This window comes from Micromonospora cynarisoli, assembly GCF_030518815.1.
Classification (GTDB): Bacteria; Actinomycetota; Actinomycetes; order Mycobacteriales; family Micromonosporaceae; genus Micromonospora; species Micromonospora wenchangensis.
The window spans coordinates 6,094,313-6,106,661 of sequence record NZ_CP130426.1 but is presented as its reverse complement, the minus strand read 5'-3'; the positions used below and the strand labels follow the sequence as shown (position 1 = coordinate 6,106,661).

Sequence of the window (12,349 nt, the reverse complement as noted above, 5' to 3'; positions counted from 1 at the left end):
AGACTGGGTCGTGCCGCAGGTGGGGTCACCGGCGGCGAGCGGAAGGAAGGGCACCGATGGCCAACGCGCTGATCATCGTGGACGTGCAGAACGACTTCTGTGAGGGCGGTTCCCTCGCCGTCACCGGGGGTGCGGGCGTCGCCGCCGGCATCTCGGGTCTGCTGGCCGGGGAGCCCCGGCGGTGGGACCACGTGGTCGCCACCAAGGACTACCACGTCGACCCGGGGGCGCACTTCGGCGACCCGCCGGACTACGTCGAGTCGTGGCCCCGGCACTGCGTGGTCGGCACCCCGGGCAGCGAGTTCCACCCCGACCTGGTGACCGACCGGGTCGAGGCGGTCTTCCACAAGGGCGAGCACGCCGCCGCGTACTCCGGGTTCGAGGGGCACGCCGACGACGGCGAGTGCCTGGCCGACTGGCTGCGCCGGCACGACGTGGACCGGGTCGACGTGGTCGGCATCGCCACCGACCACTGCGTACGGGCCACCGCCCTGGACGCCGCCCGGGAGGGCTTCGCCACCACCGTGCTGCTCGACCTGACGGCGGCGGTCGCGCCGGCGACGCTGGACGTGGCGCTGCGGGCGATGGACGGTGCCGGGGTGACCCTGCGCGGGGAGCCGGTGATCAGCGCCGCATGAGCCGGTAATCGCTTGCCGATGTCGTACCCCCGGTTCAGGATGACCGCCGGAGGTACGGAGCATCATGACGTTGACGCCTTACCGGCAGGCCCTGGCCCAACCCGGCCTGCGGGCCCTGCTGCTGGTGGCGGTGCTGGCCCGCATCCCGCTCACCGCGACGGGGGTGACGCTCACCTTCTACGTGGTGCTGGAGCTGGGCCGGGGTTACGGTGCCGCCGGCCTGGTCGGTGCCGCGTCGGTCGCCGGCACGGCCATCGGCTCGCCCCTGCTCGGCCGGCTGGTCGACAGGCGTGGTCTGCGCCCGGTGGTCGCCGTGACCACCGTCGTCGAGGCGGCCTTCTGGGTGAGCGCCCCGACGTTGAGCCTGCCGCTGCTGCTGCCCGCCGCGTTCGTGGCCGGGCTGTTCGCGCTGCCGGTCTTCTCGGTCGTCAGGCAGTCGATCGCCGCGCTGGTGCCGGCCCAGCGCCGCCGCCCCGCGTACGCGCTGGACTCGATGTCGATGGAGCTGTCCTTCATGATCGGGCCGGCGCTGGCCGTGGCGCTGGCCACCGCCGTCTCGCCCCGGGTCACGCTCTGGGCGGTCGGCGCGGGCATCGTCGGCGCGGGCATCGTCCTGTGGCTGCTCGACCCGCCTACGCGCGGCGTCGACGAGCCGGTCGGCCCACAGCCCCGGGTGCCCCGGCGGCAGTGGCTGACCAGCCGCCTGCTCGCGGTGTTCGCGGTGAGCGCCGCCGCGACCCTGGTGCTCGGCGGCACCGACGTGGCGGTGGTGGCGGTGCTGCGGGCCGGCGGCGAGGTCGGCTGGACCGGCGCGGTGCTCACCGCCTGGGCGGTCGCCTCGCTGATCGGCGGCTTCGCGTACGGGGCCGTCCGTCGCTCCTTCTCCCCGCTGGCCCTGGCCGCCCTGCTCAGCCTCTGCACCATTCCGGTCGGGTTGGGCGGCGGCCACTGGTGGCTGCTCTGCCTGACCCTGCTCCCGGCCGGCGCGCTCTGCGCCCCCACCATCGCCGCCACCGCCGACGCGGTCAGCCGGCTCGCCCCCGCCGGGGTACGCGGTGAGGCGATGGGCCTGCACGGCTCCGCCACCACGGTCGGCATCGCGCTCGGCGCTCCACTGGCCGGAGCGGTGATCGACGCCTCGGTGCCGCTCTGGGGCTTCGTGGTCACCGGGGCGGTGGGGCTGCTGGTGACCCTGGCGGTGCTGCCCGTGGTACTGCCCCGCCGCCGCCCACCCGCGACCGCCGCCACCGAGCCGGCGGTCACCCCCGCCACCAGCGATCCCGCCGTCGACCTGACCCCCGCCACCCCCTGACACCGCCCTCCCCGGACCGCCCGGTCCCGGCGGCCCGTCCCGCCGGCCCGGCCGGCGGCCTGGCCGCCCAGCGCGGCAGCCCAGCGGTCGGCTCGACGGCCCGGGGCCCAGCGGTCCAGCCCTGGCGGTTCAGCGGTCCGGCGTTGCGGCTCGACGGCTCGACGGCTCGACGGCTCGACGGCTCGACGGCTCGACGGCTCGACGGCTGCATATCCCTCGGTGGAGTGATATGCCACAGAGTCATATTTATGCCGCTGTGTCATGAGCCCTTCGGCGGCATGTCACGTCCCGACCGGCACGGTCCGTTGCCGCCGGCGTCGTCGACACCCGGCAGCGCGGCGGAAGGTCGGCGGCGCGTGCCCCCGCCGCGCGGTCATCGGTCGCCGCCCGGCAAGGGTCGGCGGCACGGATTGGGTCGGTGACGCGGGAAGGGTCAGCAGCGCGGGAAGGGCCAGCAGCGCGGGAAGGGTCAGCAGCGCGGGACGCCGCCGGGTGATCGTCGGTCGCCGCCCGCAGCGGGACCGGCAGACGGACGGGACCGCCGAAGCGGACGGCACCCAGCGGAGAATGCTGCCCGGTTGGCGAGCACTCCGGGCGGGTGATCACCCGCATGCTGGGCCACCGCAGCGGATGGCCGGCAGCGGATGGCCGGCGGAAGATGCGGCCTCGACGCGCTGACCGGGCACGTCGGTTCCGGAAGGGCCACCGGGTCGACCCCGAACGGTCCGGGAAAGCCGACGGGCGTCGTACCCGGGTGGGTACGACGCCCGTCGGCGGTGTCGGTGTGGTGGTCAGCGCTGGTCGAGGTTCCCGGCGGTGTCCTCCCGGTAGCTGGCGCCGCCGTTGACCTCGCTGGTCAGTGGCTTGGCACCACCCTCCGGCGGGCCGGCGAGGCTCTGCCCGGCGGCCAGCTCGGGGAACTTCGCGTCGAACGCCGGGCGTTCGGAACGGATGCGGGGCATCCGGTCGAAGTTACGCAGCGGCGGCGGGGAGCTGGTCGCCCACTCCAGCGAGTTGCCGTGGCCCCACGGGTCGTCCACCTCGACGACCGGCCCGGTCTTGTACGACTTCCAGCAGTTCCAGATGAACGGCAGGGTCGAGATACCGGTGATGAACGCGCCGATCGTGGAGATCATGTTGAGCGTGGTGAAGCCGTCGCTGGGCAGGTAGTCGGCATACCGGCGGGGCATGCCCTCGGCACCGAGCCAGTGCTGCACCAGGAAGGTGGTGTGGAAGCCGATCATCGTGAGCCAGAAGTGAATCTTGCCCAGGCGCTCGTCGAGCATCCGGCCGAACATCTTCGGGAACCAGAAGTAGATGCCGCCGAAGACGGCGAACACGATGGTGCCGAAGAGCACGTAGTGGAAGTGCGCCACGACGAAGTAGTTGTCGTGCAGGTGGAAGTCGAGCGGCGGGCTCGCCAGCAGCACCCCGGTCAGACCACCGAAGAGGAAGGTCACCAGGAAGCCGATGGCGAACAGCATCGGCGTCTCGAAGGTGATCTGGCCCCGCCACATGGTGCCGATCCAGTTGAAGAACTTCATGCCGGTCGGCACGGCGATCAGGTAGCTGAGGAAGCTGAAGAACGGCAGCAGCACCTGGCCGGTGGCGAACATGTGGTGCGCCCAGACGCTCATCGACAGGGCGGCGATGGCGATGGTGGCGGCGACGAGACCCTTGTAGCCGAAGATCGGCTTGCGGGAGAAGACCGGGATGATCTCGGTGATGATGCCGAAGAACGGCAGCGCGATGATGTACACCTCGGGGTGGCCGAAGAACCAGAAGAGGTGCTGCCACAGCATCGGGCCGCCGGTGGCCGGGTCGTAGACGTGCGCGCCGAGCAGCCGGTCCGCGGCCAGCGCGAAGAGCGCGGCGGCCAGCAGCGGGAAGACCAGGATCGCCAGCAGGCTGGTGACCAGCATGTTCCACGTGAAGATCGGCATCCGGAACATGGTCATGCCGGGGGCGCGCAGGGTCAGGATCGTGGTGATCAGGTTGACCGCGCCGAGGATGGTGCCCAGACCCGAGATGGCCAGGCCGACGACCCACATGTTCGCGCCGACGCCTGGCGAGTGCTCGATGCTGCTCAGCGGGGTGTAGGCGGTCCAGCCGAAGTCGGCGGCGCCACCCGGGCTGATGAAACCGGCGGTCGCCATCGTGCCGCCGAACAGGTACAGCCAGTAGGCGAAGGCGTTCAGCCGGGGGAACGAGACGTCGGGGGCGCCGATCTGCAACGGCACGACGTAGTTGGCGAACGCGAACACGATAGGCGTCGCGAAGAACAGCAGCATGATCGTGCCGTGCATGGTGAACAGCTGGTTGTACTGCTCCGGCGACAGGAACTGCATGCCCGGCCGCGCCAGCTCGGCTCGCATGATCAGGGCCATCAGGCCACCGATCATGAAGAACACGAACGCGGTGACCATGTACATGATCCCGATCTGCTTCGCGTCCGTGGTGCGCAGCAGCCGCGCGATGGCCGACCCCTTGACCGGCTCTCGGACCGGCCATGGCCGGGTCACGACCGGCTTGGGTGCGACGGTGGTCACGAATGGCCTCCGGTTCTCGGTTGTCCCGCTCGGCACGCCTCGTCAGCTGCGGGCCGTCATCCGAAAGGATGTTAGTCCCCGGCAGGTGGCAGCACCGCTCGGGGTGCTCTGGCACCATGTCCGGTCACCCGTGGCACCTACAGCGGGCCGACCAGGAGGCGGTAGTGCTCGCCGAAGATCCGCCCGCCCCGCCCGCGCAGCAGAGGGTCGCGCAGCGCCGGCGGCACGTCCCGGGTGCGGTTGCGGTCGCGGGTCCGGTCCCGCACCCATCGGGTACGCGGACGACGGCGGCTCTCGTACGCGACCAGGGCCGCCTCGACGCTGCCGGCGGCGCGGAGCGACTCGGCGAGGACCACCGCGTCCTCCAGCGCCATCGCGATCCCCTGGGACAGGGTGGGTGCGGTGGCGTGCGCGGCGTCGCCGACCAGTAGCACCCGGCCCCGGTGCCAGCGGCCCAACTCGACCTCGTCGGTGAGCCCGACCTGCACGTCGCGCCAGGCGGCCAGCACCGCCGGGACCGGGCCGCCGTAGTCGCCGAACAGTTCGTGCAGCCGGGCGACCGGGTCGGCCGGGGCGACGGCGCCGGCCTCGTCGGCATAGCAGTAGAGCCGACCGGCGCCCAGCGGCACCACGAGGAAGCTGGCCCGCCGGCCGAGCAGCGCCGTCCAGTCGGCCACGTCCGGGCCGTCGCGCACCACGCCCCGGTAGACCACCTGGCCGGCGGGGCGGGGCGGACCGCCGAGCGCGGCCAGGGAACGGACCGCCGAGCGGGGGCCGTCGGCACCGATCACCAGGTCGTACTCGCCGCCGGTGCCGTCGGTGAAGGTGACCGCGACCCCGGCCGGCAGCAGTTCGACGGTGCTCACCTCGGCCCCGTGCCGGACGGCGCCCCCGGCCCCGCTGAGCAGCACCTGGTAGAGGTCGCGGCGGGGCAGCGCCCGGCACTCCCCCACCTCGGCCCAGAGCGTGTCGAGGTCCACCTCGCAGAGCGGGTCGCCGGCGGCGTCGAGGAAGCGTTGGCGGTGGATCACCTGCCCGAGCGGGCGGACCGGTCCGTCGAGGTCGAGCCGGCGCAGCGCACGGGCGGCGTTGCCGGGCAGGTAGAGGCCGGTGTCGGCCAGTTCGTTCGGGGGGAGTTTCTCGGTGACGTCCGGCCGGAAGCCGGCCAACCGCAGGGCCCGGGCGACGGCCAGACCGGCGATGCCCGCGCCGACGACGAGGATGCGCAGGGGGAAGCCACGCATGGTGGTGTACGCCTCCGGAGGGGATCGGTACGCGGTGAAGGCAAGACACTACTCCGCGCGATCGACGCACACCAGAGTCGATGATCCCCACCCGACCGCTCCGAACTGGACAGAAAGTTGTCCAGCCAGCTGAACGAGGTTCGATCGAAGAATACCCATCGGCCGGATGTCGTCCGTCTCACTACAGTGACGGCGTGACGACGGACGAGTCATACCGCTCGGTCAAGTCGGCGGGGCGGGCGTTGGACGTGCTGGAGGCGCTCGCCACCCCGGACGGCCCCCGCTCACCGGTGGAGCTGAGCCGGGCCCTGGGCATCCCCAAGAGCAGCCTGCACGCCATCCTGCGGACCCTGCTGGACCGTGAGTGGGTGGCCGCCGACCCGACCGGCACCCGGTTCTCGGTGGGGTTGCGGGCGCTGGAGGTGGGCGCGACGTTCCTGGCCGGCGCGGACCTCGCCGCCCTGTACGAGGTGACCCTGGACCGACTGGCCGAGTGTTCCGGGGAGACGGTGCAGCTCTACCGGCTCGACCGGGGCGCGGTGGTGCTGCTGGCGCGGCGGGACTCGGCGCACGTCGTCAGGCCGGTCTGCGCGGTGGGTCGCCGGCTGCCCGCGCACGCCACCGCGGCCGGCAAGGCGCTGCTCGCCGCGCGGTCCGACGAGGAGGTCGACCGGCTGTTGCAGTGGCCACTGCCGGCGGTCACCGGGCGGACGGTCACCACACCGGAGGCGCTCCGCACCGAGCTGGCCGCGGTGCGGCGGCGGGGCTGGGCCGAGGAGTGGGAGGAGTGCAGTCCGGGGCTGGCCGCGGTGGCGGTGGCCGTACCGCTGCGGGAGCCGACGGTGGACGCGATCTCGGTGGCCGCGCCGGTGGACCGGCTGGGGCCGGAGGCGCGGACGCGGCTGGCGGCGGTGCTGCGGGAGGCGGTGGCGCAGATCCGGATGGCGCGCACGCTCTTCGCACCCAACCTGTAGAACGCGGTTCACGTACGTGGACGAGATCGGCAGCCGACTTAACCGGTTCAGTTGCATCACAGTTTCAAGTATGTAAATGTGTTTGCGACCGTGGGAGCGCTCCCGGTCAGGTCCGAGACACCTCCGGCGTCCGCGCCGCAGCCAAGGAGCATCATGAAGCGTCCATTGCGGGCCCTCGCCGCCGCCGGCCTCCTGGCCGTCGGCACGATCGTGGCCGTCGCCGTCGGCGGCACCGCCTCCGCCGACACCCAGATCTGCGAGCAGTACGGCTCGACCGTCATCGGCGGCAAGTACGTGGTGCAGAACAACCGCTGGGGCACCACCGCCCAACAGTGCATCAACGTGACCGGCAGCGGGTTCAGCATCACCAGCCAGCAGGGTTCCGCGCCGACCAACGGCGCGCCGGTGTCGTACCCGTCGATCTTCGTCGGCTGCCACTACACCAACTGCTCGCCGGGCACCAACCTGCCCGCCCAGGTGAAGTCGATCAGCAGCGCGCCCGGCAGCATCTCCTTCAACTACGTCGGCGGCGCGATCTACGACGCCGCCTACGACATCTGGCTCGACCCGTCGCCCAAGCGGGACGGGGTCAACGCGATGGAGATCATGATCTGGTTCAACCGGCAGGGCAGCATCCAGCCGATCGGCTCGCCGGTGGGCAACACGAACATCGCGGGCCGCAGCTGGGAGGTGTGGCGCGGCAACAACGGCGGCAACAACGTCATCTCGTACGTCGCGCCGTCGGCCATCGGGTCCATGAGCTTCAACGTGCTGGACTTCATCGCCGACACCCGCAACCGTGGGGCGATCACCAACGACTGGTACCTGACCAGCATCCAGGCCGGTTTCGAGCCCTGGCAGGGCGGCGCCGGGCTGGCCGTCACCAGCTTCTCCCAGACCGTCAACACCGGTGGCACCCCGCCGCCCACCACCGCCCCGCCGACCACGCCGCCGGCCAACGGCGGCGGCTGCGCGGTGAAGTACACGTCCAACTCGTGGAACAACGGGTTCACCGCCGACGTGACGATCACCAACCGGGGCTCCAGCGCCATCAACGGCTGGACGCTGACCTACAACCTGCCCAACGGGCAGCAGGTCACCAGTTCCTGGAACGCCACCGTCACCCAGAGCGGGTCCACGGTGACCGCGCGCAACGCCTCGCACAACGCCAGCATCTCCCCCGGTGGCACCGCCAGCTTCGGCTACCAGGGCTCGCTGAACGGGACGTACTCGACGCCGACCAGCTTCTCGCTCAACGGCGTCGCCTGCTCCCGCGCCTGACCCCACACCACCCACCACCACGCGGGGGCGTGGCCGGCAGGTCACGCCCCCGCGAACCGTCCGGGTGCCGGGCTCAACCGCCCAGGGCGTCGATGTCGCGCATCTCCTCGGCGGTGAGCGAGAAGTCGAAGATGTCGACGTTGGCGCGGATGCGTTCCGGGGTCACCGACTTGGGGATCACCACGATCTCGTGGTCGACGTGCCACCGCAGCACCACCTGCGCCGGGGAGACATCGTGCGCGGCGGCGATCCGGGTCAGCACCGGCTCGGCCAGGTCGCTGGTCTTGAACGGGCTGTAGCCCTCCAGCACGATCCCCCGGTCCCGGTGCTCGGCGTGCCGCTGCCGGTCGTACAGCGACGGGCTCCACCTGATCTGGTTGACCGCCGGGTTCTCCTCGGTCGCCTGGATCAGCTCGTCGAGCTGGGCGGTGGCGTAGTTGCTCACCCCCACCGCCCGGGTGAGGTTCGCGTCCCGGGCGGCCAGCAGCTCACGCCAGACCGGGATGCTGTCCGACGGCGACGACGGCGGCCAGTGGATCAACCAGAGGTCGACATGGTCGGTGCCCAGCGCCCGCAGGCTCGCCTCGATCGTCTCCCGTTCCCGGCCGACCCGGTCCGGCGGCAGCTTGGTGGTGATGAAGACGTCCTCGCGGCGCAGCCCGCTCTCCCGCACCGCCCGGCCCACCTCCTCCTCGTTGCCGTACATGGTGGCGGTGTCGATGTGCCGGTAGCCGGCGTCCAACGCGGCCAGCACGGCGTCGTAGCCGGCCCGGCCGGTCGCCTGCCAGGTGCCGAAGCCGAGCAGCGGCATCCGGACGTCGCCGGGGAGACCGACGGTGGGTTGGTCGAGGTCCATGCCGACGGTTCTACCCGTGATCGGCGTGGGCATGCCGGGCGAGCGGCGAACCCGGGCCGATTGCCGGAGAATGCCGGTGTGCCGAGCACCGACCGGGCCGACGGCGAGGAGCATCGTGTACCTGACCCACCTGGAGTGTCCCCGTTGCGGCCGGGAGCACGACGCCCACCGGCTTACCAACCTGTGTGGCTGCGGGTCACCGCTGCTGGCCCGCTACGACCTGGCGGCGGTGGCCGCCGCCGTGACGCCCGAACGGTTCGGGCTGCGCCCGGCCGACCTGTGGCGCTACCGGGAACTGCTGCCGGTCGCCGACGAGCGGCACGTCACCACGTTGGGTGAGGGCTGGACGCCGCTGTGGCGCGCGCCGGCGTACGGCCACGAGATCGGCGTCGCCGACCTGATCGTCAAGGACGAGGGGCTCACCCCGACCGGGTCGTTCAAGGCCCGGGGCGCCGCCGTCGGCGTGAGCCGGGCCCGCGAGTTGGGCGTTCGACGGTTCGCCATGCCCACCAACGGCAACGCCGGAGCGGCCTGGGCGACGTACGCGGCGCGGGCCGGGATGGCCGCGACCGTCGTGATGCCGCTGGACGCCCCGACCATCTGCCGCCGCGAGTGCGTGGCCGCCGGCGCCGACCTGCTCCTGGTGGACGGGTTGATCAGCGACGCCGGACGCCGGGTGGCCGAGCTGGTGGCCGACGCGGACGGGGCGGTCTTCGACGCCGGCACGCTGCGCGAGCCCTACCGGCTGGAGGGCAAGAAGACGATGGGGTACGAGATCGTCGAGCAGCTCGGCTGGCAGGTGCCCGACGTGATCATCTATCCCACCGGTGGCGGGGTGGGCCTGATCGGCATCCACAAGGCCCTGCACGAGCTGCGCGAACTCGGCTGGGTGAGCGACCGGCTGCCCCGGCTGGTGGCGGTGCAGTCGACGGGCTGCGCGCCGATCGTCCGGGCGTTCGCCGCCGGTGAGGAGCGGGCCCGCCCCTGGACCGACGCGCGCACCGTGGCGTTCGGGATCACCGTGCCGGCCCCGCTCGGCGACGAACTGGTCCTGACCGCGCTGCGGGAGAGCGGCGGAACGGCGGTCGCCGTCGACGACGCGGAGATCCTCACCGACCTGCGGGAGTTCGCCGCCCGGGAGGGGCTGCTGCTCTGCCCCGAGGGGGCGGCCTGCCTCACCGCCGCCCGGCACCTGCGGGCCGGGGGCTGGATCCGCCCCGACGAGCGGGTGGTGGTGCTGAACACGGGGTCGGGGTTGAAGTATCCGGAGACGGTGGACGTCTCCGCCGTACCCGTGGGCTGACCGCCGCACCGGCGTCCCCCGGTGGCGGGGCGCCGGTGCGGCGGCTGCGGGTCAGGACGTCGGCGGTTCGTCCTCGCCGGCGGCCTCCGCCGCGTCGGCCTCCTCCTTGGTGTGGTGCACCACCTGGTCGGCGTGCTCCGGCGGGCCGTAGACGGTGTAGAGGACCAGCGGGTTGGGCCCGGTGTTGACGAAGTTGTGCTTCGTCCCGGCCGGCACCACCACCAGGTCGCCCTGGGCGACGTCCCGGGTCTCCCCGCCGACCCGGGCCTCGGCGGTGCCGCTGACGAAGGTCAGGATCTGGTCGATCCCGTCGTGGACCTCCTCACCGATCTCCCCGCCCGGCGGAATGGTCATGATCACCAACTGGGTCTTCTCGCCGGTCCAGAGCACCCGGCGGAAGTCCGGGCTCTTCTGGGCGACCGTCGCGATCGTGAAATGCTCCATGTCCCGCTCATACCCGCAACGACAACGGATCACGCCGCGTCGGGGGGATGCCGCGTCGTGCAGATGGGGCAATTCCCGGCCCCGGGCAGGTTTGCGCGCCGCCGGATCGGGCATCGAGCACCCCAGACCGGCGCGGGGCACCGCACCGGTCGCACCAGGTCCCCGCTGGCGTACCGCCGGAATGGCTGCGGTGGTGGGAGACGGTCGGAGCGCGGCGACGGACGGCCGGTGTGCCGTACGGCGCCGTGCGCCCGTATCCGCCGGCCTCAGGCCAGGACCGCCAGGTGGAACGGACGGTCCGAGACGCTGCCGTCGGTGGCGAACGTCTTGACGAACACCCCGTTCGGGATTCCCGTCCGACCGACCACGCTGATCCCGCCGGGCGGCGCGAGCCCGGCGCTGCCGGCCAACCCGATCGTGCCCACGTAGCCGGCGTAACTCACGTCCTGGTCGAAGACGACCTGGTACATGCCGGGGGCGAGCCGGGTGGCCGACGCCGCGCCGAGCCCTCGGGCCAGGGTGCCGTTGGCGTGCACCACGGCGTAGAGCATCCGGGCCGAGGCGGGCAGGCCCACCCGCCGGTCACCGGCCAGTTGGGCATCGGCCATGGCCAGGTCGTTGCGGCAGGGTACGGGCTGGTTGACCGGACGACGCCGGGAACCGGTGCTGGACATCGTGGTGCTCCTGCCTGCCGGCCACCTGCGGGCCGGGAGCGATGGGGGGATGGCGATCCGCGCCGACCGAGCGGATCCGTACCTCGAAAATATGTCGGTTACACCTTTTGCGACCACCCGCCCAACTGTCCTTTACCTGACATCCAGCTACCCTGAGCTGCGAAAATGTTTCCGCGCGTGATCCGTCGCCGCCGACGGCGGTGGCGGCACCGGCCCGACGAACGGACGCCGGACCGGCCGACCGCGCCGGTCGACGGCCGGGGTCCCCGCCCGGGGCTAGCCTGCTGGGGTGGCCCGCCTGCTGCTCGTCGAGGACGACCTGACCATCCGCACCCCGCTGGTCCGGGCGCTGCGCGACCGGGGGCACGCGGTGGCCGCCGCGTCGACCGCGATGCAAGGGCTGCGGCACACCCTCGACGACCGGCCCGACCTCGTCGTGCTCGACCTCGGCCTGCCCGACCTCGACGGTGGCGAACTGCTGCGGATGCTGCGCGCGGTCAGCGCCGTGCCGGTGATCGTGGCCACCGCCCGGGACGACGAACGGGAGATCGTCCGGCTGCTCGACGCCGGTGCGGACGACTACCTGGTCAAGCCGTTCACCGCCGCCCAGCTCGACGCCCGGGTCCGGGCGGTGCTGCGCCGGGGCGGGGCCGAGCGGCCCGACGGCGGGCCCGTGCTGGTGGTCGGCGGGCTGCGCATCGATCCGCGCGCCCGCCAGGTCACCCTGGACGGCACACCGGTGGAGCTGACCCCGCGCGAGTTCGACCTGCTGCACCACCTCGCCGGCCGCCCCGGCACGGTGGTGACCAAACGGGAACTGCTCACCGAGGTCTGGCAGATCCCCTACGGCGGGGCGGACAAGACCGTCGACGTGCACCTGTCCTGGCTGCGCCGCAAGCTCGGGGAGAGCGCCCAGCAACCCCGCTACCTGCACACCGTACGCGGCGTCGGGGTGCGGCTCGCCGCGCCCGGGGCGTAGCGGTGGCGCACGTGCCGGCGGCGTCGACCGGCCCGGCCGGCGGGCGGCGTCGCGGCCCGCCGGCACCCGTCGAGGACGGTGCCGGGTTCGCCCGC

Annotated in this window: 11 protein-coding genes; 6 read left to right on the top strand and 5 right to left on the bottom strand. The window is 72.5% G+C overall.

Annotated elements, in window-relative coordinates; genetic code table 11:
* Positions 1–56 precede the first annotated feature (56 nt).
* Positions 57–638 carry an isochorismatase family protein gene (locus Q2K16_RS26900; protein WP_204927218.1) on the top strand — a complete coding sequence of 194 codons (582 nt, stop codon included), beginning with the start codon at positions 57–59 and terminating at the stop codon, positions 636–638.
* Positions 639–702: 64 nt separating this feature from the next.
* Complete coding sequence (locus Q2K16_RS26895) at positions 703–1,950, top strand: MFS transporter (RefSeq protein WP_302740931.1); 1,248 nt, start codon at positions 703–705, stop codon at positions 1,948–1,950.
* Positions 1,951–2,741: 791 nt separating this feature from the next.
* Here Q2K16_RS26895 and ctaD read toward each other — a convergent pair.
* Both ctaD and Q2K16_RS26885 read right to left on the bottom strand, forming a co-directional pair.
* Positions 2,742–4,499, bottom strand: a complete 1,758-nt coding sequence (gene ctaD / locus Q2K16_RS26890; protein WP_302740930.1) for an aa3-type cytochrome oxidase subunit I — start codon at positions 4,497–4,499, stop codon at positions 2,742–2,744.
* A gap of 137 nt (positions 4,500–4,636) precedes the next feature.
* Entirely contained in the window at positions 4,637–5,743 is a 1,107-nt protein-coding gene (locus tag Q2K16_RS26885) for an FAD-dependent monooxygenase (protein ID WP_302740929.1), read from the bottom strand.
* Positions 5,744–5,937: 194 nt separating this feature from the next.
* On the opposite strand from Q2K16_RS26885, the gene Q2K16_RS26880 reads away from it, so the two are divergent.
* Positions 5,938–6,717, top strand: coding sequence for an IclR family transcriptional regulator (locus Q2K16_RS26880; protein ID WP_302740928.1), 780 nt, complete (start codon positions 5,938–5,940; stop codon positions 6,715–6,717).
* Between the two features lie 153 nt (positions 6,718–6,870).
* Positions 6,871–7,998, top strand: coding sequence for a glycoside hydrolase family 12 protein (locus tag Q2K16_RS26875; RefSeq protein ID WP_302740927.1), 1,128 nt, complete (start codon positions 6,871–6,873; stop codon positions 7,996–7,998).
* Between the two features lie 73 nt (positions 7,999–8,071).
* On the opposite strand, the gene Q2K16_RS26870 is transcribed toward Q2K16_RS26875, so the two are convergent.
* Positions 8,072–8,854: an aldo/keto reductase gene (locus Q2K16_RS26870; protein ID WP_302740926.1), complete on the bottom strand. Its 783-nt coding sequence runs from the start codon at positions 8,852–8,854 to the stop codon at positions 8,072–8,074.
* Positions 8,855–8,969: 115 nt separating this feature from the next.
* Between Q2K16_RS26870 and Q2K16_RS26865 the strand changes: the two genes are divergently transcribed.
* On the top strand, positions 8,970–10,157 hold the full coding sequence (locus Q2K16_RS26865; RefSeq protein WP_302740925.1) for a threonine synthase: 1,188 nt from the start codon (positions 8,970–8,972) through the stop codon (positions 10,155–10,157).
* A 51-nt stretch (positions 10,158–10,208) separates the two neighbouring features.
* Here the strand turns inward: Q2K16_RS26865 and Q2K16_RS26860 are convergent, their stop codons facing one another.
* Complete coding sequence (locus Q2K16_RS26860) at positions 10,209–10,601, bottom strand: cupin domain-containing protein (protein ID WP_088641792.1); 393 nt, start codon at positions 10,599–10,601, stop codon at positions 10,209–10,211.
* A gap of 266 nt (positions 10,602–10,867) precedes the next feature.
* Positions 10,868–11,275: a hypothetical protein gene (locus Q2K16_RS26855; RefSeq protein WP_302740924.1), complete on the bottom strand. Its 408-nt coding sequence runs from the start codon at positions 11,273–11,275 to the stop codon at positions 10,868–10,870.
* 289 nt (positions 11,276–11,564) lie between these two features.
* Here Q2K16_RS26855 and Q2K16_RS26850 point away from each other — a divergent pair, with 289 nt between their 5' ends.
* A complete protein-coding gene (locus tag Q2K16_RS26850) occupies positions 11,565–12,254 on the top strand; it encodes a response regulator transcription factor (protein ID WP_302740923.1) in 690 nt (229 codons plus the stop codon).
* Positions 12,255–12,349: the final 95 nt, after the last annotated feature.